The sequence below is a fragment of the uncultured Rhodoblastus sp. genome (genome assembly GCF_903903185.1).
GTDB lineage: Bacteria > Pseudomonadota > Alphaproteobacteria > Rhizobiales > Beijerinckiaceae > Rhodoblastus.
Genome location: NZ_CAIUXT010000150.1, coordinates 98,857 through 124,153 on the forward strand (window position 1 = coordinate 98,857; position 25,297 = coordinate 124,153).

At 63.0% G+C, this 25,297-nt stretch carries 20 protein-coding genes and 1 tRNA gene; 16 read left to right on the plus strand and 5 right to left on the minus strand.

Annotated features, from left to right (window positions below; genetic code table 11):
* Nucleotides 1-106: 106 nt before the first annotated feature.
* The 13 genes from QZY01_RS14320 to QZY01_RS14380 all read left to right on the plus strand — a co-directional run bounded on the left by QZY01_RS14320 (nucleotide 107) and on the right by QZY01_RS14380 (nucleotide 9,578).
* Nucleotides 107-229: a hypothetical protein gene (locus QZY01_RS14320; RefSeq protein ID WP_294538121.1), complete on the plus strand. Its 123-nt coding sequence runs from the start codon at nucleotides 107-109 to the stop codon at nucleotides 227-229.
* A 10-nt stretch (nucleotides 230-239) separates the two neighbouring features.
* Entirely contained in the window at nucleotides 240-386 is a 147-nt protein-coding gene (locus QZY01_RS14325; protein WP_294538123.1) for a hypothetical protein, read from the plus strand.
* 106 nt (nucleotides 387-492) lie between these two features.
* Entirely contained in the window at nucleotides 493-684 is a 192-nt protein-coding gene (locus QZY01_RS14330; RefSeq protein ID WP_294538125.1) for a hypothetical protein, read from the plus strand.
* Between the two features lie 49 nt (nucleotides 685-733).
* Nucleotides 734-1,339, plus strand: coding sequence for a peptidoglycan recognition family protein (locus tag QZY01_RS14335; RefSeq protein WP_294538127.1), 606 nt, complete (start codon nucleotides 734-736; stop codon nucleotides 1,337-1,339).
* Nucleotides 1,340-1,541: 202 nt separating this feature from the next.
* Entirely contained in the window at nucleotides 1,542-1,982 is a 441-nt protein-coding gene (locus tag QZY01_RS14340) for a phage tail tip lysozyme (RefSeq protein ID WP_294538130.1), read from the plus strand.
* 164 nt (nucleotides 1,983-2,146) lie between these two features.
* Nucleotides 2,147-2,428, plus strand: coding sequence for a hypothetical protein (locus QZY01_RS14345; protein ID WP_294538132.1), 282 nt, complete (start codon nucleotides 2,147-2,149; stop codon nucleotides 2,426-2,428).
* On the plus strand, nucleotides 2,425-2,778 hold the full coding sequence (locus QZY01_RS14350; protein ID WP_294538134.1) for a hypothetical protein: 354 nt from the start codon (nucleotides 2,425-2,427) through the stop codon (nucleotides 2,776-2,778). Before QZY01_RS14345 ends, QZY01_RS14350 begins: the two co-directional genes overlap by 4 nt.
* A 20-nt stretch (nucleotides 2,779-2,798) precedes the next feature.
* A complete protein-coding gene (locus QZY01_RS14355; RefSeq protein WP_294538136.1) occupies nucleotides 2,799-3,119 on the plus strand; it encodes a hypothetical protein in 321 nt (106 codons plus the stop codon).
* A 42-nt stretch (nucleotides 3,120-3,161) separates the two neighbouring features.
* Nucleotides 3,162-3,434 carry a hypothetical protein gene (locus QZY01_RS14360; RefSeq protein ID WP_294538138.1) on the plus strand — a complete coding sequence of 91 codons (273 nt, stop codon included), beginning with the start codon at nucleotides 3,162-3,164 and terminating at the stop codon, nucleotides 3,432-3,434.
* A gap of 299 nt (nucleotides 3,435-3,733) precedes the next feature.
* A complete protein-coding gene (locus QZY01_RS14365) occupies nucleotides 3,734-4,633 on the plus strand; it encodes a hypothetical protein (RefSeq protein WP_294538140.1) in 900 nt (299 codons plus the stop codon).
* A complete protein-coding gene (locus QZY01_RS14370; RefSeq protein WP_294538169.1) occupies nucleotides 4,524-6,104 on the plus strand; it encodes a DNA polymerase Y family protein in 1,581 nt (526 codons plus the stop codon). The genes QZY01_RS14365 and QZY01_RS14370 overlap by 110 nt, the downstream gene beginning before the upstream one ends.
* Entirely contained in the window at nucleotides 6,105-9,362 is a 3,258-nt protein-coding gene (locus QZY01_RS14375) for an error-prone DNA polymerase (protein WP_294538142.1), read from the plus strand. It abuts the gene before it with no gap.
* A 130-nt stretch (nucleotides 9,363-9,492) separates the two neighbouring features.
* Nucleotides 9,493-9,578, plus strand: a tRNA-Leu gene (locus QZY01_RS14380).
* 875 nt (nucleotides 9,579-10,453) lie between these two features.
* Here the strand turns inward: QZY01_RS14380 and cysC are convergent.
* From cysC to QZY01_RS14400, 4 genes are all read right to left on the minus strand, one after another.
* Entirely contained in the window at nucleotides 10,454-12,355 is a 1,902-nt protein-coding gene (gene cysC / locus QZY01_RS14385; protein WP_294538144.1) for an adenylyl-sulfate kinase, read from the minus strand.
* Complete coding sequence (gene cysD / locus QZY01_RS14390) at nucleotides 12,355-13,260, minus strand: sulfate adenylyltransferase subunit CysD (RefSeq protein WP_294538146.1); 906 nt, start codon at nucleotides 13,258-13,260, stop codon at nucleotides 12,355-12,357. Before cysD ends, cysC begins: the two co-directional genes overlap by 1 nt.
* A gap of 81 nt (nucleotides 13,261-13,341) precedes the next feature.
* Nucleotides 13,342-13,728: a DUF6165 family protein gene (locus tag QZY01_RS14395; protein ID WP_294538148.1), complete on the minus strand. Its 387-nt coding sequence runs from the start codon at nucleotides 13,726-13,728 to the stop codon at nucleotides 13,342-13,344.
* Nucleotides 13,729-13,811: 83 nt separating this feature from the next.
* Entirely contained in the window at nucleotides 13,812-18,425 is a 4,614-nt protein-coding gene (locus QZY01_RS14400) for an autotransporter domain-containing protein (protein ID WP_294538151.1), read from the minus strand.
* A gap of 287 nt (nucleotides 18,426-18,712) precedes the next feature.
* Between QZY01_RS14400 and QZY01_RS14405 the strand changes: the two genes are divergently transcribed.
* The 3 genes from QZY01_RS14405 to QZY01_RS14415 all read left to right on the plus strand — a co-directional run bounded on the left by QZY01_RS14405 (nucleotide 18,713) and on the right by QZY01_RS14415 (nucleotide 24,201).
* Nucleotides 18,713-22,477: a tetratricopeptide repeat protein gene (locus tag QZY01_RS14405; protein ID WP_294538153.1), complete on the plus strand. Its 3,765-nt coding sequence runs from the start codon at nucleotides 18,713-18,715 to the stop codon at nucleotides 22,475-22,477.
* A 254-nt stretch (nucleotides 22,478-22,731) separates the two neighbouring features.
* Complete coding sequence (locus QZY01_RS14410) at nucleotides 22,732-23,214, plus strand: hypothetical protein (protein ID WP_294538155.1); 483 nt, start codon at nucleotides 22,732-22,734, stop codon at nucleotides 23,212-23,214.
* Nucleotides 23,215-23,457: 243 nt separating this feature from the next.
* Entirely contained in the window at nucleotides 23,458-24,201 is a 744-nt protein-coding gene (locus QZY01_RS14415) for a phosphorylase (protein WP_294538157.1), read from the plus strand.
* On the opposite strand, the gene hpnH is transcribed toward QZY01_RS14415, so the two are convergent.
* Nucleotides 24,145-25,293 (minus strand): adenosyl-hopene transferase HpnH, encoded by a 1,149-nt coding sequence (gene hpnH / locus QZY01_RS14420; protein WP_294538171.1) that lies wholly within the window; start codon nucleotides 25,291-25,293, stop codon nucleotides 24,145-24,147. The genes QZY01_RS14415 and hpnH overlap by 57 nt on opposite strands.
* Nucleotides 25,294-25,297: the final 4 nt, after the last annotated feature.

Below are 25,297 nucleotides of genomic sequence, written 5' to 3' on the forward strand. Positions count from 1 at the left end.
CGATGTTCGCGGCTGAGTCGTTCACGCTAATTTCTGCACCACATCAGATCCAGAAAAATGCCACGTCAAGCGGCTGCCTTCCGAGCAAGACGTCGGGCTCTGCACCATGACCAAGATTAGCGGGGCGATAGGCTGGATCATCGGTAACGAGACGCGGCATCGCGCGCCGCATCCGGGGTTCCGGCTCGAACGCGCGAAGTGCGTGACGCCGGATGACGCGGATTTGTGAGGGGAAAGCCATGACCACCACCACCTTCTACGTCGCCCGCCTCGTCTATCTGCCGCTCTGGTTCGCCCTCGTCGCGCTGTTCATCGCGGCGTTGTTCGCGCTCTGGCTTGCCGAAGTCATCGCCCGCTCTGGCCTCGCGCTCGTCGCCTCGAAATAATGGCGCGGCCTCGGCCCGGCGGTCGCGGCGGGCGGCGGCGTCTGGCTCGCGTTGCGCGGGGTTCGGTAGCTGTCAAGGATTCCCTGACACCTGAAGGGGGAACGCCTTGAACCCGAAATGCCGCCATTGCGGCCTGCCGATCCGCATCCATTTAGCTTTCTGCCTGGAGCGTGGAATCCGCTTCGCGCAGATGCCGCTGGAAGCCTTCCGGCCCGGCGCGATCCATGTCGATGCGGGCGAGCTGCGATGGATCAAGCCCGTCCCGCCGAACAAGATCAAGCCCGACCGCCCGGCGTGATCCGAGCAATTTGCATTTTCTGCAAAGACCTTCCGCCAAAGGAAACCCCATGACCTTCCTTACCCAACCGCTCGGCTTCACGCCGGGCGAATTCAAGACCTATGTCGCCGGCCTCAAATGGGCGCCGTGGCGGCCGCAGTTCATCGTGCTGCACAACACGGCCGAGCCGAACCTCGCGCAATGGGCGCATTTTGGCCTCGGCAGGCAAGCGGGCGAAAAGCGCATCCGCAACCTCAACCATTATTACGGGCACGAGTTGGGCTGGTCCTCCGGCCCGCACCTGTTTGTCGCGCCCGACCTGATCTGGGTCGCCTGCGACCTGACGGCGCGCGGCGTCCACGCATCCTGCTACAATAACGTGAGTATCGGGGTCGAAATGGTCGGCGATTATTCGCGCGAGGCGTTCGACGCCGGCGACGGCGCCAGGGTGCGCAACAACGCCGTCGCGGCGCTGGCGATCCTGCACAAGGCGCTCGACATCGAGCCGGCGACGCTGCATTTCCACAAGGAATGTCTGCGCGACCGCCACGACTGCCCGGGCCACAACGTGGACAAACAGGACGTGAACCGCCGCGTCCGAAACTGGTCGGCGCCCACGCCCGCCACGCCCGCGCTGGCGGCGCATGTCGAGGCGGTGAAGGGAGCGGGCGCATGATCGGCGCAACCTTCTTTTTCACCGTCGTCATCAGCTTCATCGGCTGCGTCGGCTTGATCGTTCTCGATCATGATTTTGAGGGGATTAACGACGAAGAATTGGAGTGAACCGCCATGCAGGATTTGCTTGTGGAAATCACCATCGGCGCCGCGATCGTCGGCCTCGGCGCGCTGTTGTTTCTGGCGTCGGATTGGGGGAGGCCATGAGCGCGGCCTATTACCCCAACGCCACGATGATCTATAAATTCTGGCTCGCCGCCGGCTTTACGCCCGCGCAGGCCGCCGGTCTGCTCGCCCAGGCCGATGCGGAATCTGCGCTCAACGTCAAGGCGGTCGGCGACCACGGCGAGGCCTTCGGCCTTAACCAATGGCACGCCGACCGCGTCGCGGCGATCCGAAAAGGCTTGGGCGTCGATCTGAAAACCCTTCCGCCGCTCGCCGATCAACTCAAGGCGGCGCTGTGGGAGTTTAAGAACACCGAAAAACATGCGCTGGCGATGATCAAGGCGGCGCGCACGGCCTATGACGCCGGCTACGTCGCCTGCCGTTATTGGGAGCGGCCCGGCTCAACCGCGCAATACGCCAGGCGCGGCGACCGGGCGGAATGGTGGGCGGGTTATTTTTCGCGAAATCCGGTGGCGTAGGAGGCCAAATGTCGAAAATCATCCTCGCTGTCGCCCTCGTCGCCGGCTGCCACCCGCGCATCGCCGGCGGCGACCATACCGATTGGGGCGCCCCGTCGCACCAGGTCGGAACACAACTCGACAAGTAACGCTTCCGAAAATTTCTTTAGATAAGGAAAACTGTCATGCTCAGATTTGTTTTCGCGTTCATGGCGATGCTCGTCGTCGTCGCTACGCCGATCCTGTCGTCCCTCGCCGCTTTAGGCGCAACGGCGGCGGCGCCCGATCCTCTTGTCTCGATCAAAAGCATTTTCGCCAGTCTGGCGACCCCGGCCGCCATCGCCTATAGCGTGACCATCGCCGCCGCGCTTTTGCCGAAAGCGACCGGGCCGGGCGTATGGGCTTTTGTGCGCGGCGTGATCGATCTGATCGGCGCCAACTTCGGCAATGCGAAAAACGCGTTGTGAGCGTTCTCGCCAACGTCGCCGCCGGGCTGCAAAGTTGGGTCGGCGCGTCGAAGGACGCTGGACTATTTGGCGCCGACGCCCGCATTTTCGACGCGGCCATGGCCGCCATCGTCCGCAGTGCGGAGGCAGCCAGGGCGGGAACGCTGACGCCCGTCGAGGCGTTGCAGACCATCGACGCCACACTCAGGGCCGTCGCCGTCGTGGCGCCGCCGGTCGCGCAATTCGAGAGCTATGTCGAGGCCGCCGAAGCGGTGGCGGAATTAGTTTCCGGTCTCTGCATACTGAAGATGACGCCGAGCAACGCGCCGATCTTTGGCGGAAAAATCCCGGATCACGCACCCTTCATCTGAAATCCCCGAAAGGAAAACCCATGGAAAAGCTGCTTTGCGGCGCGCTCGCGCTCGCCTCTCTCACCTTCGTTCCGGCCCAGGCCTCGGCCATGTCCTATTTCACCGGGCCAGCGGCTTCGACCAATGTGGCAAATGCCGCCAGAACCGCCGAGGCAGTCGCCTGTGTCGTCGCGAACAGCGCGAGTGTCGCGCTTTCGGTCGAGGACGCCATTAATCAGGGCAAAGCGACGCAGATCGTCCGCAGTGGAGCCACGACGACGGTTCGTGCGGCCAGTCTGGAGGTTTGCAGGCAACTGGGCGGCATCGCTGGCGCACCCTCTGCGCCAGCCTCCTCGTATTGAAGCGCGTGGAAAAATGCTCTCGTTGAATGGAATGCGCAAAAGATGGCGGTGGATTTGAACGGCGGCGAATTGCCGAACTGGCTGGTCACTCTGGGCGCCAGCGTCCTGACGGCAGTGGGCGGCTTCTTTCTGGCTTTGGTCAATCGCGGTCCGGCGATGCAATCGGCCGTCGATGGGCGGTTGCGGACCTTGATCGACGGCTATGAAAGGCGCGTCGACGATCTGACGCTGGAAGTGCATTGTTTGCGCGAGGAAGTCGTCAACTTGCGCCGGGCCCTGGCCGAAGCCCATTTTTCGAACGGCTTCGGCGCGTGATCGCCGTTCCAACGCAGGCGCCCGAAATGCTGCAAGTCTTTGTTTAGGCTTATATTCCTATCCAAAAGTCTTCAACTTTTTGGGAATATGCATTAGAGCATAGAAATAATTCTTCGTTTTGCCCCGTCCGGCTTCAGCCGGACGGGGCTTTTTTGCGTTCTAGCCAAAGGGTCTGAGATAAAATCAATAAAATCAATATTTTAAAAACTAACACCGAGGAATCGAGGACCAGACTTGACTCTATCCGGCTTCGGGTGTTTGTTGGATAGAACATAACAGGAACATTTGTGCGAAACGCCATGCATTGGATCGATGCTCAGAGAGGGGCTTCGCCGTCGCGGGCGAAAACCCTGGCCATCTTGCGGTGTCTCCTCGCCAGGCTTGGCGACAACGGCCAGGCCTCGCCGGCTCGCGCTGCGCGTTTCGCCTTGGGCGCCCCTGGCGTCGACGATTTTCTCGACGGCGGACTCCGTCGCGCCTGTCTGCATGAGATCCATGCGCCCTGGAGCGCCGATTGGTCCGCCGCCGCCGGCTTCGGCCTCGCCATGGCCCTGCGCGCTGGGTCGGGACGGCCGTTGTTCTGGGCGCGGCAGGATTTTCTGGAAGGCGAGGCGGGGCGGCTGAATGGCGTGGGGCTTGCCGAATTCGGCGTCGATCCCGCCGCTTTGTCGCTGGTGCGCGGCAGGGACGCCGAGGCGGTGCTGCGCGCCGGCGTCGAAGCGGCGCGCTGCAAAAGTCTTGGCGCGGCGCTGATTGAAGTTTTCGGCGCGCCGCGCGCGCTCGATCTCACGGCTACCTTGCGTCTGGCGCGCGCGGCGGAGGCTTCGGGCGTGACCGTTTTTCTGCTGCGCATTCGCGCGGGCCAAGAAACGAGCCAAAAAATAGGCGCTCCGATTGGAACGCAGGCCAAGACTGGGCCTCCGCCCAGCGCCGCCGCCTCCCGCTGGCGGGCGCGGGCGCAAAATTCCTGCGCCCTTGCGGCCAATGCGCCAGGGCCTCCGTGTTTTTCCGTCACGCTGCTGCGTCATCGCGGCGGCGCGGCCGATCGTTCCTGGCGTTTGGAGTGGCTGCGTGACCGAGGTCTGTTTCATGAAGCCGCCGATTCTCTCAGCGCGACGCTATCTGGCCCTGTGGCTGCCGTTCCTGCCGATCGACAGGCTGCGTCTGGCCCGGAGCGGGCGCGCCGCGCCGCAGGATGACGACGCGCCTTTCGCCGTTGTCGAAAAGCGCAATGGCGCGCAAAGGCTTTATGCGCTCAATCCCGCCGCTTTGCGCCAGGGGCTTGCGCCTGGCCTGTCGCTGGCCGACGCGCGCGCCCGCCTGCCGCAACTCGGCGTCACGGAAGCCGATCGTCCGGCGGATACGAAAATCATGGCGCGTCTTGCGGCGCGCTGCGAGCGCCATACGCCGCTGACTGCTTTGGATGAGCCGCATGGGCTGGTCCTCGACGTCACCGGCTGCGCCCATCTGTTCGGCGGCGAGGCCAGTCTTTTCGCGCGCGTGCTGCAGGACATGGAGGCGCTCGGTTTTGGCGCCCGCGGCGCCTTGGCGACGACGCCGGACGGCGCCCGCGCTTTGGCGCGCTTTTCCGCTGGCGGGGTTTTTCCGCCCGATGAAGAAAAAGCCGCCGTCTCCCGACTGCCTTTGGCGGCGCTGGAGGCGGAAGAGGAAATTCTTGTCGCTTTGAGCCGCGCCGGGCTCAAAACCCTCGGCGATGTCGTGGCGCGGCCTTCGCGCGCTTTCGCGTCCCGGTTCGGCGTCGATTTCACACGAAAAATCGAGCGGCTGTTCGGACGCGAGGACGTGCGGATCAAACCCCTGCGTTGGCCGCCGGACTGCAGGGTTGAAAGGCATTTCGTCGATCCTCTGTCGCAGGGCGAGTCGATCGACGCCGCCTTGCGCGACCTGATGCTGGAGACGTCGCTGCTGCTGGAGCGGCGCGGCGAGGGCGGACGCGTTTTCGAAGCGAGTTTTTTCCGCGCCGACGGCGCCGTTCGCCGCTTGCGGGTGGAGACGTTGCGTCCGACGCGCGACCCGAAAATCCTGCTGCGGCTGTTTCACGAAAAACGCGATGTGCTGGCCGATCCGCTCGATCCCGGCTTCGGCTTCGACGCTTTGCGCCTCGCCGTGCCGCACGCCGAAAAATTCGCGCCGACTCAGGCCGATTTTTCCGGAGCGGCGGCGCAGGAAACGGAACGCGAGTTGAGCGAATTGCTCGACCGGCTGACGACGCGTTTCGGCCGCGAGCGTGTGCTTCGTTTCGTCCGCCTCGACACGCATGAACCGGAGCGCGAAAGCCCGGCTGTTCCAGCAGCGCTGGCGGCGTCCGCGGAATGGCCGGCGCCGGCGGCTGGCGAGCCGCCGGTCCGTCCGCTGACCCTGTTCGATCCGCCGCAGCCGGTCGAGGTTCTGGCGCTCGCCCCCGACGGGCCGCCCGCGCGATTCCGCTGGCGCCGGCAGGCGCATGACATCCTGCGCGCCGAAGGGCCGGAGCGCATCGCGCCGGAGTGGACGCGGCTCGATCCGATGCGCTTCGGGCCAGAAGCGCCGACACGCGATTATTACCGCGTGGAGGATAGGGAGGGCCGCCGCTTCTGGCTGTTCCGGCTCGGACTTTACGAGCGCGGCGACGATGCGCCGCGCTGGTTTCTGCATGGGCTGTTTGCTTAAATGGCCTATGCCGAACTGGTCTGCGCCAGTCATTATTCCTTTTTGCGCGGCGCCTCGTCTCCTGTCGAACTGATCGCCGCCGCCTTGCAACTGGATTATTTTGGACTCGGTCTGTGCGACCTCAATTCCGTCGCGGGCGTCGTGCGCGCCCTCTCGGCGCTGGAGGAATTTGCTCGGGCCTCCGATGACGATTTGGCTCGGCGCGCCAAAAACTTTCGCTTGTTAGCCGGAGCGCGCGTAAAGTTTTGCGACGGCGCGCCGGATGTAGCGGTTTATCCGGCCAATCGGGCAGGGTGGGGACGGCTGTGCCGCCTGCTCACCCTCGGCAAGCGGCGGGCCAAAAAAGGCGATTGCCTGCTGCGCCTCGACGATCTGCTGGCGGATGCGGAAGATCTTTTAGTGATCCTGTTGCCGACGCAAAAGCCGGCGGCTCTGGAACGGCCTCTGGCGCATTTGCGCGCCGCCGGTGCGGGAAAAATCTGGCTCGGCGCCAATATGCCGCGCGTCGGAGCTGACCGTCGCCGGCTTCAGGAATTGCGTCGTCTGGCGCAGGCGCAAGGCGTCCCATTGCTGGCGCACAACGATGCCCTTTACGCGCGGCCGGAAGACCGCGCCTTGCAAGATGTGCTTTCCTGCGTGCGCGAAAGAATCACGCTCGTCCAGGCGGGGCGCAGGCTCGAAAGCAATGCCGAGCGACATCTGAAATCGTCGCGCGAAATGGCGAGGCTTTTCGCCGACGCGCCGGAGGCGATCGACGAAATCGAAAATTTCTTCGCGTTAGCGCATTTTCATCTGCGCGAATTATCTTATGAATATCCCGACGAGCCGACGCCGCGCGGCTGGACGTCGCAGGCATGGCTGGAGGAGCTGACCCGCCGCGCCTTGCCGCAGCGCTATCCGCAGGGAGCGCCGCCCAAGGTGCATGCGCTGATCGAACAGGAATTGGCGCTGATCGCGAAACTCGATTACGCGCCCTATTTCCTGACCATCCACGACATTGTCGCCTTTGCGCGAGATAAAGAGATTCTATGTCAAGGGCGCGGCTCGGCGGCCAATTCCGCCGTCTGTTACGTGCTCGGAATCACCGCCGTCGATCCGGCGGAAAACGATCTCCTGTTCGCGCGTTTCATCTCCGCCGCGCGCCGCGAACCGCCGGACATCGACGTCGATTTCGAACATGAGCGGCGCGAGGAGGTCATCCAGCATATTTATGAAAAATATGGCCGCGAGCGCGCCGGTCTGGCGGCGGCGGTGATTTCCTATCGCCCGCGCAGCGCCTTGCGCGACGTGGCGAAAGTTTTCGGTCTGTCGGAAGATATGATCGTCGCGCTCGGCTCGCTGCAATGGGGCAGTCACGGCGGCGGCTTTTCCAGAACACACATCGCCCAGGCCGGACTCGATCCGGCCAATCCGCTCATTCGCCAGGTGATTTTTTTCGCGCGAAAAATCCTCGGTTTCCCGCGTCATCTGTCGCAGCATGTCGGCGGTTTCGTGCTGACGCGCGGACGGCTGGACGAGCTTGTACCCATCGGCAACGCCGCCATGGCCGAGCGCACCTTTCTCGAATGGGACAAGGACGATATCGCCGCGCTGGGGCTGATGAAGGTCGATATTCTGGCGCTGGGCATGTTGACCTGCATCCGCAAGGGTTTCGATCTGCTCGCGCGCCACGAGGGCGTCGAGATCGGGCTGGCCGATGTCCCGCGCGAGGACAAGGCGGTCTATGACATGCTGTGCAAGGGCGATTCCGTCGGCGTGTTCCAGGTCGAGAGCCGCGCGCAGATGAACATGCTGCCGCACCTGCGGCCCCGGACATTCTACGATCTGGTGATCGAGGTCGCCATCGTGCGGCCGGGCCCGATTCAGGGCGACATGGTCCATCCCTATCTGCGCCGCCGCGCGGGCAAGGAGGAAGTCAGCTTTCCCTCGCCGTCGCCCGAACATGGCCCGCCGGACGAATTGCATCGCGTGCTCGGCAAGACGCTCGGCGTGCCTTTGTTTCAGGAACAAGCGATGAGCCTCGCCATGGTCGCCGCCAAATTTTCCGAAGAAGAGGCCAACCGCCTGCGTCGCGCCATGGCGACCTTTCGCCATCTCGGCACAATCGGCGCGTTCGAGACCATGATGGTTTCGCGCATGTGCGCGCGTGGCTATGAAAAAGACTTCGCCCAGCGTTGTTTCGAGCAGATCAAGGGTTTTGGCTCCTATGGTTTTCCCGAAAGCCACGCCGCTTCCTTCGCCCATCTCGTCTATGTTTCGGCCTGGCTCAAATGCCGCTGGCCGGCGGTTTTCGCCTGCGCCTTGCTGAACGCCCAGCCGATGGGTTTTTATGCGCCGGCGCAGATCGTGCGCGACGCGCGCGAACATGGCGTCGAAATTCGGCCCGTCGACGTCAATCATTCGTCATGGGACAACACCCTCGAACGCGAAGAGGGCGCGCTGGCGTTGCGGCTCGGCTTGCGCCAGATCGGCGGCCTCGCCGAGAGCGAAATGGAACGGCTGGTCGCCGCGCGCGCCGAGGGTTTTGCAACCCTCGAATCCTGCGCGAGGCGGGCGCAGCTTTCCACGCGAACGATCAAACTGCTGGCCGACGCCGACGCCGTCCGCTCCTGTCGCGCGCTGATTCTCTCGGACGGCCCGGCGGCGCAAGAAAAAAAGCTCGATCGCCGCGCCGCGCTCTGGGCTGCAAGAAGGCTGCCGGGCGCAAAGCCCTTGCCGCTTTTCGCCGCCGCCGGGATCGAGGAACTGGGGGAGGAGCCCGACCCGGCCCTGCCGGCCTTGCAGCTCGGCGAACAGGTCGTCGCCGATTACCAGAGCCTGCGGCTGTCGCTGGCGGCCCACCCGATGCAGCTTCTGCGTCCACTTTTCACCCGCGAAAGCTTTACGCGCGCCTGCGATCTTTCGGCCTGCCGCGACGGCGCGTGGAAAAAAGCGGCGGGTCTGGTGCTGGTGCGCCAGCGGCCGGGCAATGGCAAAATGGTTTTCGTTACGCTGGAGGACGAGACCGGCGTGGTCAATGTCGCGCTTTATGCGACCCTGTTCGAGCGCTATCGCAAGGAGACCATGGCGGCGCGGCTGATGGCGGTGGAAGGGCGGGTGCAGATAAGCTGGGCCGGCGTAGCGCATCTTCTGGCGCGACGCGTCAGCGACCGCTCGTCCGAGCTTGGGCGTCTGTCGGAAGGCGCGACGGGCAGGGCCGATCGCGCCCGCCACCCGCGCAATGTGAGGGTTATCCCGAACTCGCGGGATTTTCATTGACCGCAGCCCCTCATCGCGAGCCCCCACCCCGCCTAAAATTCCACGCCTAAAATTCCACTTGGCCGTCCCCATCGCGCGCCTCTATAAGACGGATGGCGTGGGCGTGGGCAGAAGGACCGGAAGACGAAAAGGCCGCTTGCCGAAATTGGTAGACGGAAGGCACTTAAAATGCCTCGGGCATCCCCCGTGCGGGTTCAAGTCCCGCAGCGGCCACCACCCAATCGATAAACTCCGAGCCCTCGAAGCTTCAAAGACATCCCCCCGAACGCGGCCCAGAGGCCGCGATGCGGAACCGCTGCGCGGTTTCGCGCCGGTTTCGATCCAATCGGCGGTAGGTGAAAATGAATTTGACCGGGTGAAAACCCGTTCGGCTCCATGGAGATCGTTCTTTTTTGCTTCAAAGGAAACATCCGCGACCAGTCGCTGTGACGGGATGGGCGGGCGCATCGCTGTCGTCGTTTCAAGCTATTGTTCTAAGAATAAAAATTGTCGACGTGCGCGAAGCGGCTGGGGCCGCGCTCCAGCGATTTCGCCGCCTGCGGAGCACCGCCCGCAGCGGGCGATTGAACCGTAACCTAGGCTTGTGCTAGGCGAAAATCGACGTTGTTTAAACGAAAACTGCACGAAATTTCACGAAATCGCGCGGTTTCTTAAAGTTTGTCCGATTGTTTCATAACCTCAGATGGTAGATTGCCGGCGCCGCCGAGCGCCGCGACGCTGGAGCATTCCCGGAAGACCTCCACGACACCTCCGGTCGAAATCCGACACCTGATCTTGCCTCCGAATGGCGCGGATCGACGGAGTGCGGACGGTGACGGGCGGAGCCTTGAAGGGCAAGGATGCGTCAGAAGCGGCAATTCGGCCCCTACGGTCGAGCCTGAGGCGCAGGACGAAAGCCGACCTTCGCGAGATCGAAAACGAAGCCGCCGATGAGATCGCTGGCGAGAACTCAGGCGACCGCCGAAATTTCAACAAATCCGATGATTTTCACGCGCTCGACAGGCGCCGCCCGGATGCGCGTCGGAATCTGCCGTCGTCCTTTCGCTCGGAAATAAGCGAGAGGCCATAGAGTTCAATGCAACGCCGGCTGCTCAGGCAACATCGAATGTCGCGGTAGCGTCGAGATAGCGCAAGATGCGCGCGGCTGCGTCTTCCGGACGCGGGCATTCCGCGTCGATGACGATTTCTGCATTCTCCGGCCGTTCATAGGCCTGATCGACGCCGGTGAAGTTCTTGAGCTGTCCGGCCAGCGCCTTCTTGTAAAGGCCCTTCGGGTCGCGTTCTATACAGATCTCCAGCGGCGTGTCGATGAAGACCTCGATGAATTCATCCGGCTCGACCAATTCGCGCACCATCCGCCGTTCTGCGGCAAAAGGTGAAATGAACGCACACAGCGCGATCAGGCCGGCGTCAACCATCAGTTTGGCGACTTCGCCGATGCGGCGGATATTTTCGACGCGGTCGGCCTCGGTAAAGCCGAGATCCTTGTTGAGCCCATGACGAATATTGTCGCCGTCGAGCAGGATCGAATGGACGTGGCGCTGCAGCAGCTGTGTTTCCAGGAGATTGGCGACCGTCGATTTGCCCGAACCGGAGAGGCCGGTGAACCAAAGGATTTTCGGCTTCTGGCGTTTCAGTCGCGACCGCGCCGCCCTGTCGACGGCCAGATGCTGCAAATGTACATTGCTGGCGCGGCGCAGCGCGAAGGCGATTGTTCCCGCCGCCGCGACGCAATTGTCAGCCCGGTCGATCAGGATGAAGGCGCCCGTGACGCGATTGGCCTCGTAAGGGTCGATGGCGATCGGCGTCGATGTGACGAGATTGCAGAAGCCGATTTCATTGAGCCGGAGCGTCTTGGCGGCGATTTTCGCCTGGCTGTCGCTATCGAGCCGGTATTTTATCTCCGTCACGCTGGCCGGAAAAGTCCGGCCGCCGATTTTCATGAGATAGGAGCGGCCCGGCAGAAGTTCCTGCTCGCTCATCCAGATCAGATGGGCGGCGAATTGATCGACCACATCCGGACGGCCCAAGGTATCGCACAGTAGGTCGCCGCGCGAAGCGTCTATTTCATCTGCGAGGACCAGGGTTACCGAATCGGGCGCCTCGGCCTGCACCAGATCGCCGGCCATCGTGACGATGCGCGCGATCCTCGTCTTCCGCCCCGAACCGGCGACGACGACCTCGTCGCCCTGGCGGACGCGTCCCGAGGCGATGGTCCCGGCGTATCCGCGGAAATCGGGATGCGGCCGGTTGACCCATTGGATCGGGAAGCGCAACGGCTGCTCAGCCCGCGAGTCTTCTAGATCCGCCGTCTCCAGGCAGGAAATCACCGTTGGGCCGCAATGCCATGGCATGTTCCGCGATGGCGAAGACACATTGTCGCCAAGGCGCGCCGAAATCGGTATCGGGGTCACGACGCGGAAATTCAAATTGGCGCTGGCCTCGGCGAACTCCCTGACGATCCGGTCAAAGACCGCGCGGTCGTAATCGACCAGGTCCATCTTGTTGACCGCCATCAGGATGTGGCGGACGCCCAGCAGCGAGACGATGGCGGCGTGGCGGCGCGTCTGGGTCAGCAAGCCTTTGCGCGCATCGACCAGCAGGATCGCCAGATCGGCGTTGGAGGCCCCCGTCGCCATGTTGCGGGTATATTGCTCGTGGCCGGGACAATCGGCGACGATGAAGGCGCGCGCCGGCGTCGAAAATGCGCGATAGGCGACATCAATGGTGATGCCCTGTTCGCGCTCGGCCTCCAGCCCGTCCACCAGCAAAGCGAAATCGATTTCCCCGCCGACCGAGCCGAATTTGCGCGAATCACGCGCCAGGGCCGCCATCTGGTCGTCGAATATCTGGCCCCGCTCAAACAGCAAACGGCCGATCAGCGTCGATTTGCCGTCATCGACCGATCCGCAGGTGAGAAAACGCAGCGTCGGAAGCTGGCCGGCGCAGGCTCCTGCGCCGGCCGGAGACTCCTGCAGGGTGTCGGGTTTCATCAGAAATAGCCCTCGCGCTTCTTCTTCTCCATCGAGTCGGATTCATCGAAATCGATCAGCCGGCCCTGACGCTCGGAGGTCGTCGAGGCGCGAATTTCGGCGATGATTTCCTCAAGCGTCGCGGCCGCGGATTCGACCGCCCCGGTCAGCGGATAGCATCCAAGCGTGCGGAAACGGACGCACCGCATTTCCGCGGCCTCGCCCCCATGCAACGGCAGCCGGTCGTCGTCGACCATGATCAGCGCGCTATTTCGCCGCACCACCGGCCGAGGCCGTGCGAAATAGAGCGGCGCGACTGGAATTTTCTCGGCGGCGATATAATCCCATACGTCGAATTCGCTCCAGTTGGACAAGGGAAAGATCCGCATCGACTCGCCTGGGTTGAGGCGGGTATCGAAAATTTTCCAAAGTTCGGGACGCTGGTTGCGGGGGTCCCAGGCATGGGCTGAGTTGCGGTGGGAAAAGACCCGTTCTTTGGCGCGGCTTCTCTCTTCGTCGCGGCGGGCTCCCCCGATAGCCGCGTCGAATTTCCACTTGTCGAGCGCCTGACGCAACCCCTCGATCTTCATTACCCTTGTATGGACGCCAGAGCCGGAGGCGACCGGCGAAACCCCTTCGGAAATGCCCTCCTCATTGACATGGACCAGCAGATCCATACCGATCCTTGCCGCCGTTTGATCGCGAAAAGCGATCATTTCGCGGAACTTCCAGGTCGTATCGACGTGGAGCAACGGAAAGGGCGGCTTGGCCGGAAAAAAGGCCTTGAGCGCGAGATGCAGCATCACGCTGGAATCTTTTCCGATCGAATAGAGCATCACCGGATTTCGAAATTCGGCCACGGTTTCGCGAAGGAAAAAGATCGCTTCGGCTTCAAGGCGTCGCAAATGCGGTGACAAAGCGTTCATGGGTCGCGCCTTGGCCTGATCTTGTCCTCATCAATGAAATCGTTTCCGGGCGATCAAATCCGGCCTGCCGGTCCGGTTCGATCAATAAGCTTCGTAACTCTTTTCTTCGATGAGATCGCTTTGCGTGCGCCTGTTGATTTCGCGCTTCAGCGCCGCACGGCTGTCATTGGTGTGATAAACGGCTCGGGCCAGAGCGATGAATTCGGCGCCGAAAGTCCCTGCCTTCTCCTGCGCGCGAATTTCATCTTCGATGTGCCAAAGTTTGGCGTTGACGGCCTTGAGTTCGCCGCGAAGGCGGGCAAGGTCTTCGGTCTCACCGATTTCCCGGTTCCACACGCCGGTGAGGGCGGCGTATTCGCGAGCGACATTGGCGCGTTTGGCTTCGTCGCCTATGAGATCGAGTTTGATCTCGAGAATGGTGATTTTGTCGATCAACTCGCCGGCCGAAATTTCCGCGACGAGTTTCATCGGCTCTCCAAACCAGCCTTGCCGCCTTGACACCGGCCGCGCCGCCGCCGATGGCTCCTGCATCATAATTGAACGCCGTCCAGTCACCAGGTTTTGCGGAGCTGTCCGGTGGCAGAATAGATCGTGCTCGTGCCCGAGTATTCGCCGTCGAATTTCGCCAGCAGCGCCCAGCCGTCGCCAAGATAATATTGCACGCCGAGGGTCGTCAACGCGCTATTGGGCACCTGCCTGGCGCTGTAGACGGTGAAGTTGCCGCTGGCGATCGACTGGAAGAAAGCCGCCGTCGTCCCTTCGTTGTTGAAGTCATGCGCCCAGGCCACGCGCGCAAACAACTTCAGCGCGCCGCCGGATCCCGGATAGAGATAATCCATCCAGGCGCCCAGTTCGGTTCGGTCGGCGTTGAAATTGCGGCTGGCGTAGCCCAGCGAGAAAGCCGAACCGGCGCCGCCCGCCGCCGTCTCGGCGAAGGACGGCAGCCACATCGCCTGGACCTGATTGGCCCCATAAGGCGTAAACGTGAGGCCGCCGTAAACCGGCAGGCTGTAGCCGGCCTCGACGCGGTTCGACAGCAGATTGGCGTTAAACCCGCCGTTCTGGTTGCCGATTCCCGCCAGGCTCCCCGCCCGGTTGGTCGTCACATCGTGAAACGTGTAGGCCAGCGCGGCGGAAACATAAGCCTGGCCGAAGTTCAGCGCGCCATAGGCGCCCGCCTGGAACATGCCGGAGTAGCCGCCGCCCAAGCCCTGGCCGAGACCGTAGCTCGTGCCGCCGCCGGCCAATGCGAAGCCGACCAGGGCGTTGGGCTGGACACGATAATCCGCGCCGGCGGCGAAGCCATAAATATTGCTGTTGGTGCGCGCGGCGCCCGTCGTGGCGTCGCCGGAGATTTTGCCGCCACCGCCATAGGCCGCGCCCCAGAACACCGGCCTGGAGGCAGCAACGGAGGTCGGATCGAGCGCCAGCGCGCTGAAGGCTTTCGCCACGCCGGAGGCCACCGGATCGGCCGCATAGGACAGGACGGGCGCCGTCGCCGCGGCGCCGAAATTGCCGCGTCCCTCGACGTAGGGGTTCAGCAACAGATTGAGGAACAGATCGCCGGCTTTGAAGCCGCCGGGCGCGAAAGCGCCCTGCTGCTGGCCAGCCAGCTGGTTCACCGCGCTGCTCAGCGCGTTGCCCGAGAGGCCGGCCAGATTCTGGAACGCGTCCGGGAGGGGCGCGCCTGTGTTGATGAAATTATTGATGGCGCCCGCCGCGTTCCGGGCGTTCCATGGGCTGTTCGCCGGCAGGTCCAGCGTGCTGATGTAGGGAGCGACCGTCAGATAGACGTCGTTGGCGTCATAGGTCAGCGTCGGATCGCTCTTGATCAAACCGGAGCGCGTCACCTGAACCGTCGGATTGAAGGTGTTGCCGGCGCCCAGAGCGACGGACGAGCTGAGGATCTGGTACGTGCGCGCCGAATATTTTCCAAGCTGCGGCGTCACCAGCACCGTCACGCCGCCCAGCGCCACAAAGCCGTTGAACTGCGTCATCGACGCCGCGGCCGGCGTGATCGCCACCGCATAGAACGAACCCGGAGCGAAGCTCAGGCCGCCGGTGATGGTCAGGACGCCGATCGAACCGCCGGGCGCGAGGACGCCGCCCGGTTCCATCAACACGCTGCCATACACCGTGCCATGGCCGGCCAGCGTTCCATAAATTTCGATCGGCGTCGTGCTGGTCAGTTTGGCGCCCGGATTTTGCGCGTCGCCGACTTGCAGCGTGCCGCCGCCGATCCTGACATTGCTGGCGCTGTTGACGCCATTGAGGATGACCAGGCCGGAATTGACGTTGACCTGGTTAATGCCGGTGAAGCCATAAGCCGAACCGTAAGTGAAGGTTCCGGCGCCAAGCGCGAAATTCAGGGTGTTGGCGGTTCCGGCGCCGACGATGTTGCCGGCGATGGCGCCGCCGGAAACATTCAGCACGTCGGCATTGGACGACAGCTTGATCGCGCCGGAGATGAGGCCGCCGGTCTGGTTGATGGTGACCGGGCTGGTCGCGGCGCTCACATCGATGGCGGCGGTCGAACCGATGAGGGTTCCGCTGTTGACGATGGCCGAACCGGCGGCGAAGCTGACGCCCGAGCCGATCACAATGCCGTTGGCCGCGCTGATCGTCCCGGAATTGCTGATATTGCCGGCGAAAGTGGAGACCGAGGAAACCGTGATGCCGGCGATGGTTCCGGCGATCGAGCCGGAATTGGCGACGGCGACCTGGATCGCGCCCGAATTACTGATCCCACCGTCGAAATTGGAGATGTTGGAGACCGCAACACCGGCCACGCCGCCATTAATTGTCCCGGAGGCGGAATTGGTCACGCCGACCGAAATCGTCCCCGAATTGCTGACGCCGCCCGAAAAACTCGAAACATTGGAGACGAAAATGCCGGCGGTGGCAAAGGTCGGATTCGAACCGTTGAGGATCGTGCCGGAATTGGCCACATTGACCGCAATCAGACCGGAATTGCTGATGCCGCCCGAAAAGCTCGAGACGCCCAGCACCTGGATTCCAGTGATTCCGCCTGCGATCGTCTCGGAATTGACGACGTTGACCGAGATCGTTCCCGCATTGCTGACGCCACCCGAGAAACTCGTCACGTTGGTGTAAAAAGAACCGGACGCGTCCCCAAGAATACGCGCATCCGGCGGGCTTTGGTTGCCGCCGACCGATATCCCGACGGCGCCGCCGGCGGCGCGACGGGTGAGGGTTTCGAAGGTCGGTGCGACGACGGGGGCGGGGGAATTGGTCAGGCTGAGCGAAATCAATCCGGCATTGATGATGCCGCCGGAAAAACTCGAAATATTCTGCACGAGGATGCCAGTGAGCCCGCGATAGCCATAGCCATCGGCATAGCCATAGCCAAAAGTATCGCCGTAACCAGAATTGTTGAAGCTCCCCGAAATGACGCCTGACGCGGCATTGCTGATTCCGGAAGAGAAATCGCTGACGCCATCAACCCTGATGCCGACGCCGCCGTAGAAATAGCTTCCGCTGTTCTGGCCGAATGAGATCGCGCCCGAATTGGTGATCCCGTCGGAGAAGGTTGATACGCTGCCAACTTCGATGCCGGCGTTGTTCGCCACGATCGCGCCACTGTTGCTGATCCCGCCGACGAACGTACTGACGTTATAAAAACTGATGCCGGGGCCAGAAGCCGCCGAGATCGTGCCGCTATTGCTGATCCCGCCGCTGAACGAACTGAGGCCGTTGACATAGATGCCCGAGTATCCGCCCGAGATCGCGCCGCTGTTGCTGATCCCTCCGGTGAACGAACTGACGTTGTATAAAGAGATGCCAGTGTTGGCCACCGAGATCGCGCCGCTATTGCTGATCCCACCGCTGAACGCACTGACGGTGTTGACATTGATCCCGTTGCCATCCCCGTAATACGAAGAACCAGTCGAGATCGTGCCGCCGTTGCTGATGCCGCCGGTGAACTTGCCGACGTTGTTGACATAGATGCCTGTGCCGGCCACCAAGATCGTGCCGCTGTTGCTGATCCCTCCCGTGAACGTACTGACGTTGTCGACATAGATGCCGGTTCCGCCCGCCAAGATCGTGCCGCTGTTGCTGATCCCGCCCGTGAACGTGCTGACGTTGGTGACATAGATGCCGTTGCCCGACCCCCCCGAGAACGTGTCGCTGTTGCCGATCCCGCCGCCTGACGATCTGACGCTGGAAACCAGCGTACCGCTGCCCCAGCCCGCCGTGATCGTGCCGCTGTTGGTGATCCCGCCGCCGAACGAATTGCCTCCATCGGACGAAATGCCGACCTCGGACGAATAGCCGCCGTCGACATAGATGCCGGTTCCGCCTGCCGAGATCGTGCCGCTGTTGCTGATCCCGCCGGTGAACGCGCTGAAGTTGTAGACGCCGATGCCGGTTCCGCCCGCCGATATCGTGCCGCTGTTGCTTATGCCCCCGGTGAACGTACTTACGTTGCCGATAGTTATGCCGGTGTTGGCCGCCGAGATCGTGCCAGCATTGTTGATTCCGCCGGTGAACGTGTTTACGTTTCCAACCTCGACACCGACGTTGCCCGCCGAAATCGTGCCGCCGTTGCCGATCCCGCCAGTGAACGCAGCCACGCTGCCAACGTCGACACCGAAGTTGCTCGCCGAGATCGTACCGCCGTTGCTGATCCCGCCGCCGAACGTGCTGACGAAAAGGAGTTCGACGCCGACGTTGCGCGCCGAGATCGTGCCGCCGTTGCTGATCCCGCCGCTGAAGGTGCTGAGGTTGTCGACAGAGATGCCGTTGCCCGAACCCGCCGAGATCGCGCCGCCGTTGCTGATCCCGCCGCCGAACGTATTGCCGGCGATCTGAATGGCGTGTCCGTTGGCGGCGTTGATCTGGCTGTTTGAATCGATCGTTATCCCGCCGGCGATCAGGCCGCTGCTGACGATTTGCCCCGTAACGATCCCGCTGGTCAGGCTTATGCCGCCGGGCGTGATCGACCCGGTATTCGAGATGGTTCCCGCGTCAGGGATCGTGACGCAAACCGAGGCGAATGTGCCTGCAAGGTTGTTTGCGCCGGGGACGGCATAATAGCCACACGGCTGAATGGCCATGGCGGGAGGCGCGCCGATGACCGAAAGCAGCGCGATGACTGAACTAGAAGCCCGCAGAACGCGCTTGGAATTTGAGGTCAAAATCATTTTCGAGCTCCGGATATTCCCAGAAAAACCAATGCGGCGAGAGGCGACCCTACGGCAACAATTCGACCAGACTCCTAATGCCTACAATTTCGCCAAAAGGATTGATATCGGGGTTGCCTGCAATCGCGGCGGAAAAAAGGCGATTTTGAGTGATAGTAGTAAATTTACTACAGTGCTAAAACGTTGTTTTCCAAAATGCTAAGGCGTCGCCTGGGCCGCCGGCTAGGCGGCGCGGCCCGCCCATGCTACGAGCCATGGCGGACAAAGGCTTGAACAAAAGGTTGACCATGAGCAGCGAAAGGACCGGCGTGGCGCCGCTCCACGGGCCAATCGCCGAATCTCTTGCCTATGCCGATCGCTGTCGAAACCAGGGCCAGCTGATCGAGGCCGAGGCCGCCTGCCGCCAGGTGCTCGAAGCGAGCCCCGACCAACCCGGAGCGCACCATCTGCTCGGCCTGATCGCGCATCAACGGGGCCGGTTGGCCGACGCCATCGAATTCCTGCGCGGCGCGACACGGCGCGCCCCGCAAAACGCCTTGTTCCATTCCAATCTCGGCGAAATGCTGCGCCAGGCCGGGCAGTTCAGGCAGGCGATCGAGCAACATCGCCGCGCGACGGCCCTCGATCCAGCCAGCGCCGCCGCGTGGAGCAATCTCGGCGCCGCTCTCTTTGAACTCAAGGATTTCGAGGAATCGGCCAAGGCGCATCGCCGCGCGCTGCAGGCGGATCCCGATTTCGCGCTCGGCCATTGCAATCTGGGCAACGCCCTGCATGGCCTCAAGCGCAACGACGGAGCGATCGTCGCCTACCGCAAGGCCGTCGCGCTCGACCCGAACCTGGTCGACGGCTGGGCCAATCTCGGCACCGCGCTGCACCATCATGGCGACTATGACGACGCCATCGCGGCGGCGCGCCGCGCCATCGCGTTGTGGCCGGAACACGCCAATGCGCGTTCCGGCCTTGGCATGTTGCTGCTGATGCGCGGCGAATTCGCCGAGGGGTGGGCGGAATATGAATGGCGCCTGCGCTCGAGCGAACGCAAGGGACCGCGCTTTCCCGAAAACCCCTGGCGCGGCGAAAGCCTCGTCGGCAGGCATATTTACGTGCAGGCCGAGCAAGGCTTTGGCGATACGCTGCAATTCGTCCGCTATATTCCCTTGCTGGCTCGGCGCGCGGGAAAGGTGAGCCTGCGCGTCCATCAGCAACTCGCCGGCCTCCTGCGCGAAAGCCTGCCGGGAATCGAAGTTTTCGGCGACCGCGGCGACCCCGGTCCTTTCTCCTGCGACATCGCCCTGTTGAGCCTGCCGCACATGTTTGGCGCACGCTACGAGACCATTCCCGCCGAGGTTCCCTATCTGCGCGCCCCGCCCGAAGCTTTGGCGCGCTGGCGGGGACGGTTCGATCACATGCAGGGATTGAAGGTCGGCCTGATCTGGGGCGGCAATCCGGAACATGTCAACGACCAGCGCCGGTCGCTCGACATCAAGCATCTGGCGCCCTTGCTGAAAATTCCCGGCGTCTCCTTCGCCAGCCTGCAATTCGGGCCGCGCGCCGCCGATCTGAAGCAGCTCGGCCCGGAAGCGAAAAGGATTCTCGACCTTTCGGGGGAACTCGGCGATTTCGCCGACACCGCCGGCGCGGTCATGGGCCTCGATCTGGTCATCTCGATCGATTCCTCCGGCGCGCATCTCGCCGGCGCGCTCGGCAAGCCGCTCTGGGTGATGATTTCCGGGGTCGCCGACTGGCGCTGGCGGCTGGAGCGCGAAGACAGCGCCTGGTACCCGAACGCCCGCCTGTTTCGCCAGAAACCGGGCGAAGACTGGTCCGTGGTCATTTCGCGCATCGCCGGGGCGCTGAAGACCGCCGTCGCCGAACCCGGGCAATTGACGCCGTTTCTTGCGGAAGGCCGGCGACGCGCGGAAAACGCCGCTGCGATCCTTGCGGCCGAAACGGCGCGGGCGATAAGTCAGCAGCCAGCGGAGAAGGCGCTGAACGCCGGACAATGGCTCGTCATGGCCGAACAGAAGCGCCGTCTGCGACTGCTCGCCGACGCCAGGGATTTTTGTGCGCGCGCGGCCGAGCTGGAGCCGGACAATGCCGAATGCGTCCATTTGCTTGGCATCATCGCGCATGAATCCGGAAAGCTCGCCGAAGCCATCGGTCATCTGCGTCGCGCCGTCGCTTTAGCGCCGCAGCAGGCGCTTTATCACGCCAATCTGGGCGAGATGTGCCGGCTTGCCGGGCATTTTGACGACGCCGTCGCCGAAGGTCGAAAGGCGATCGAATTGCAGCCCGGCTATCCCGGCGCTTTGAGCAATCTGGGCATCGCCTTGTTCGACCTGGACCGGTTCGAGGAGGCTCTGGACTGCCTCGACCGCGCGCTGGCGCTGCAGGAAAATTTCGCTATGGCGCACAGCAATCGCGGCAACGCCTTGCAGCGGTTGAAACGTTTCGGCGAAGCCGAAGGCGCCTATCGCCGCTCGCTCGAACTCGAACCGCGCTACGCCGAAGCCTGGAACAATCTTGGCACCTGCCTGCGCGAATTGAGACGTTTCGATGAGGCGGAAGCGGCCTATCGGCAGGCGCTGGCGTTGAAACCGGTCGATCCCGAAATTCTGGACAGCCTGGCTCTGGCGCTGAAAGACCAGGGCCGCTTCGACGAGGCCGCGGACGCTTTTCGCGCCGCCCTGGCGATCGAGGCGCGAAGCGACAAGATCTGCGTGCATTTCGGCGCGATGCTGATCGACCGGCGCATGACCGAGGAAGGCGCCGCATTGGCCGAGCGCGCGCACGCGCTCAATCCGAAAAACCACGACGCCGCCAATCTGCTGGGACGCGTCTGGTTCGATCGCGAACAGCCAGAACAGGCGCTCAGGTTTTTCCGGCGCGCGCTGGCGCTGAAGCCTGATCTTGCCGACGCTTACAACAATATGGGCAATGCGCTGAAAGAGCTTGGCCGGCTCGACGAGGCGCTGACGGCCTATCACAAAGCGCTCGAGATCAATCCCGATGTCTCCGGCGTTTACGTCAATCTCGTCGATTCGATGAAATTTGCGCCCGGCGACTTCTATCTGGCGCAGATGGAGGCATTGGCTGCGAAGTCGGAACGCCGGTCCCCGACGGAACGTCTTCAGCTCGATTTCGCGCTGGGCAAGGCCTACGCCGACGTCAAGGATTACTCCCGCTCCTTTGGCCATTTGCTCAGGGGCAATGCGGCGAAAAGATTGGCGGTCGCCTATGACGAGGACGCCGCCATCGCGTTTTTCGACCGTATCGAGGCGGTTTTTTCACGTGACCTGATCGCGCAAAAATCGGGGGGCGGCGATTTTTCACCACGACCGATTTTCGTCCTGGGCATGCCCCGCTCCGGAACGACGCTGGTTGAACAGATCATCGCCAGCCATCCGATGGCGCATGGAGCCGGCGAACTGGCGGCGCTGCATGAGTGCACCGGCGAAACGGAAGGCGGCGGGCTGGCCTATCCGGAGTTCATGCCGTCGCTCGACGCCTCCGCCTTGCGGCGGCTGGGCGCGCTTTATCTGGAGAAGCTGCGGAAAATCGCGCCCGATGGCGCGCGGGTCACCGACAAGATGCCGTCGAATTATTATTATGTCGGTTTGATCCACCTTGCCTTGCCCAACGCCAGGATTATCCACACGGTCCGCGACCCGGTCGACAATTGCATTTCCTGCTTTTCCAAACTGTTTTCGGCCGAGCAGAACCACACCTACGATCTCGGCGAACTCGGCCGCTATTACCGGCGCTACGAGCGATTGATGGCGCATTGGCGAAAAGTTCTGCCGCCGGGCCGAATTTTGGACGTGCAATATGAAGATGTGGTCGCCGACACCAAGAGCGCCGCGCGCCGCATCCTGGCGCACTGCGATCTGCCGTGGGACGACCGCTGTCTCGCCTTCCACGAAACAGACCGACCCGTCAGGACGGCCAGCGCGACGCAGGTGCGCCAGCCGATCTATAGCAGCGCGGTCGGCCGCTGGCGCGTCTATGAGGAATTTCTGGCGCCATTGCTGAACGCTCTCGGCAAAAACTGAGCCGGGAAAGTCCGCTGACGACGTGGCGCCCGCCGTTGCGAGAAAATCCTGAAAGACCGGTTCGAGCCGGTTCGGGTCATCGCCCTGCGGGCGCGTTACTTTGGCCTAGGCGGGCGGCCGGTTTTTTGTCATGCTGCGTGGCGAGAGGCCGATGAATTTTTTTGTGAGACTCGACCTCAGTTTTGGCGCGAACAAACGATAGGCCCGGGGCGGTATTTGTGCTGCTTCCGCGATCCGACGCAGGAGAGACGGACATGATCGGCATTGCATCGCGGGCATCGTCCACCATGGCGTCAGCGGACGCTGGCGCGCTGTCCCCCGCCATGGCGCGGGCGTTGCTGGCCTTGGTCATTGCCGTCAGCTTCGTCGCCGGGATGTTGGCGACGGGGTCGGAGGCCTCGGCCGCCGCCATCGCCTTGGCTGGCCCGGACCTGACCCATTTGCTGCGGGCGATGGCATTGTTGAAGGCGCTGATGGCCGCCGGGATGGCGGCGGCGGTGATTTGGCGTTTGGGGTCGCCGGTCACGCCGGCGTGGTGGTCGGCCTATGCGCTGACCTGCGCTGGCGCGGCGGCGGGGCCAGGTCTGATCTGGCGGATGGCGCATGTCGGCGCGGGCGCGCTGACCCTGCATGTCGGGCTGCTGGCCGCATTGATCCTGCTGTGGCGCGACCCCGCGGTTGGCGCGAGGCTGTCCATGATGGTCAACGCGTGGCGGGCCAAAGTGCGTTCGCGGTAGGATTTGGATGAGCCGATGGCATGTTCTACGCCGGCGCGGGGGTCCACCCTATGTCGCTGTTATTCAAAGGCCATGACTTTTCAAGAACAGACATTTCTGTCGCCGGACCCGAACGCTGGGCCAAATTGGACTATGCGGGCGGCATGTTTTTTGCCATGGTGCGGCGAGGGCAAGGCCGATGAAATTTCCTGTGCGTTCGATTGGACTTCCGTTTTCGCGCCGCTCCGGCCCAGAGGCCAGCGCATGAACCTTCATCGCCAAAATCCCCCTGACGCCGAAAATCCCGCTCTAGCCCAAAATCCGCGCATCGCGATTGTCGTCGGCATGAAATCGGAAGCGCGCATCGCCGACGTCGGCCACGACCTGACCATCGTTGGCGGCGGTTCTGCGGCGCAGGTCGAGGCCGGGCTCGCGCGGGTCCATATCCGGGCAAAGGCGCAAGGCCGGCCTTTGCAAGGCGTGTTGAGCTTCGGCGTCGCCGGCGGCCTCGCGCCGCATTTGCGCCCTGGAGATATTCTGCTGCCCCATGCCGTCCAGGTTGGCGCGAAGGCCTATACCTGTCACGCGGGCTGGACCGAAAAATTGTCGCGGCGCCTGACGCAGGCCCATGTTGGAGCCTTGCTCGGCGTCGATGAGCCGATTTTGACGCCGGAGCACAAACGCCGGCTGCATGGCGATCATGGCGCTTTGGCGGTGGATATGGAGTCGCATGGCGCCGCGCGTTTCGCCGCCGCGCACGGCCTGCCCTTCGCGGTGCTGCGCGCCGTCGCCGATCCGCAGCGCCGCGCCATTCCCCGGGCGGCCATGGCGGGCTTCAAGCCCGACGGTTCGGCGGACATCGCCGCCGTGATCAAAGCTTTGGCCCGCAGCCCCTCGCAAGTGGGAGGCCTGATCCGGACCGCCTTCGACGCGAGGGCCGGAATGGAGGCCTTACTCCGCAGCCGCCGCCTGCTTGGCGCCTCGTTCGGCTTCGACGATTTCGTTTAGCTTTTCCTCGACATGGGCCGAATAGGCATATTCCGCCGGGCGCTGCCTATCGAGCGGAATGTCGGGCGCCAAGGGTTTTTCGGTCTCGACGCCGAACAAGGCGACCTTTAGCGCGGCCAGCGGGTTTTTTACCGCATGGGCGACGGCGCTCGGTTCGAAGCCGCAATGGACCATGCAATCGGCGCATTTCTCGTAATTGCCTACGCCATAGGAGTCCCAGTCGGTGGTTTCCATCAATTCCTTGAACGTTCCGGCGTAGCCTTCGTTGAGCAGATAGCAGGGACGCTGCCAGCCGAACACTGTGCGCAGCGGATTGCCCCACGGCGTGCAGCGGTAGGACTGGTTGCCGGCGAGAAAATCGAGGAACAGCGAGGACTGGAAGAAATCCCATTTGCGGCCCTTGTCGCCGCGACGGAAAATGGCGCGAAAAAGTTCCTTGGTCTTGGTTCGGTTGAGGAAATGCGCCTGATCGGGCGCGCGCTCATAGGCGTAGCCGGGCGATACCGTGGCGCTGTCCACGCCCATGCCCTTGAGCGTGTCGAGAAAATTGGCGACGCGCTCGGGATCGGCGTCGTTGAACAGGGTGCAATTGATGGTGACGCGAAAGCCTTTTTCGCGAGCGGCCTTGATCGCCGCCACCGCCCGGTCGTAGACGCCCTCCTGGCAGACCGACTTGTCGTGCATTTCGCGGTCTCCATCGAGATGGACCGAGAAATTGAACGCCTGCGAAGGCTTGAACTCGCCCATTTTCTTTTCGAGCAGCAGGGCGTTGGTGCAGAGCGTGACGAACTTGCCGCGCGCCAGCGCGCCTTCGACGATTTTGCCGATTTCCTTGTGCAGCAGCGGTTCGCCGCCGGCGATCACCACCACAGGAGCGCCGCATTCGTCGATCGCCCCCATGCAGTCTTCGTAGGGCAGGCGCTGGTTGAGGATCTTGTCGGGATAGTCGATCTTGCCGCAGCCGGCGCAGGCGAGATTGCAGCGGAACCAGGGTTCGAGCATGAGCACCAGCGGATAGCGCTTGCGTCCCAGCAAATGCTGTTTGACGATATAGGCGCCGATCCGCACGCCTTCGATGACCGGGATTCCCATGTCA

What these genes read in the sequence shown, in the direction of transcription:
- QZY01_RS14320 (WP_294538121.1), top strand. Translation starts at nt 107, where the DNA reads ATGACCAAGATTAGCGGGGCGATAGGCTGGATCATCGGTAACGAGACG.
- QZY01_RS14325 (WP_294538123.1), top strand. Translation starts at nt 240, where the DNA reads ATGACCACCACCACCTTCTACGTCGCCCGCCTCGTCTATCTGCCGCTC.
- QZY01_RS14335 (WP_294538127.1), top strand. Translation starts at nt 734, where the DNA reads ATGACCTTCCTTACCCAACCGCTCGGCTTCACGCCGGGCGAATTCAAG.
- QZY01_RS14340 (WP_294538130.1), top strand. Translation starts at nt 1,542, where the DNA reads ATGAGCGCGGCCTATTACCCCAACGCCACGATGATCTATAAATTCTGG.
- QZY01_RS14345 (WP_294538132.1), top strand. Translation starts at nt 2,147, where the DNA reads ATGCTCAGATTTGTTTTCGCGTTCATGGCGATGCTCGTCGTCGTCGCT.
- QZY01_RS14355 (WP_294538136.1), top strand. Translation starts at nt 2,799, where the DNA reads ATGGAAAAGCTGCTTTGCGGCGCGCTCGCGCTCGCCTCTCTCACCTTC.
- QZY01_RS14360 (WP_294538138.1), top strand. Translation starts at nt 3,162, where the DNA reads ATGGCGGTGGATTTGAACGGCGGCGAATTGCCGAACTGGCTGGTCACT.
- QZY01_RS14365 (WP_294538140.1), top strand. Translation starts at nt 3,734, where the DNA reads ATGCATTGGATCGATGCTCAGAGAGGGGCTTCGCCGTCGCGGGCGAAA.
- QZY01_RS14370 (WP_294538169.1), top strand. Translation starts at nt 4,524, where the DNA reads ATGAAGCCGCCGATTCTCTCAGCGCGACGCTATCTGGCCCTGTGGCTG.
- QZY01_RS14375 (WP_294538142.1), top strand. Translation starts at nt 6,105, where the DNA reads ATGGCCTATGCCGAACTGGTCTGCGCCAGTCATTATTCCTTTTTGCGC.
- cysC (WP_294538144.1), bottom strand. Translation starts at nt 12,355, where the DNA reads ATGAAACCCGACACCCTGCAGGAGTCTCCGGCCGGCGCAGGAGCCTGC.
- cysD (WP_294538146.1), bottom strand. Translation starts at nt 13,260, where the DNA reads ATGAACGCTTTGTCACCGCATTTGCGACGCCTTGAAGCCGAAGCGATC.
- QZY01_RS14395 (WP_294538148.1), bottom strand. Translation starts at nt 13,728, where the DNA reads ATGAAACTCGTCGCGGAAATTTCGGCCGGCGAGTTGATCGACAAAATC.
- QZY01_RS14400 (WP_294538151.1), bottom strand. Translation starts at nt 18,425, where the DNA reads ATGATTTTGACCTCAAATTCCAAGCGCGTTCTGCGGGCTTCTAGTTCA.
- QZY01_RS14405 (WP_294538153.1), top strand. Translation starts at nt 18,713, where the DNA reads ATGAGCAGCGAAAGGACCGGCGTGGCGCCGCTCCACGGGCCAATCGCC.
- QZY01_RS14410 (WP_294538155.1), top strand. Translation starts at nt 22,732, where the DNA reads ATGATCGGCATTGCATCGCGGGCATCGTCCACCATGGCGTCAGCGGAC.
- QZY01_RS14415 (WP_294538157.1), top strand. Translation starts at nt 23,458, where the DNA reads ATGAACCTTCATCGCCAAAATCCCCCTGACGCCGAAAATCCCGCTCTA.
- hpnH (WP_294538171.1), bottom strand. Translation starts at nt 25,293, where the DNA reads ATGGGAATCCCGGTCATCGAAGGCGTGCGGATCGGCGCCTATATCGTC.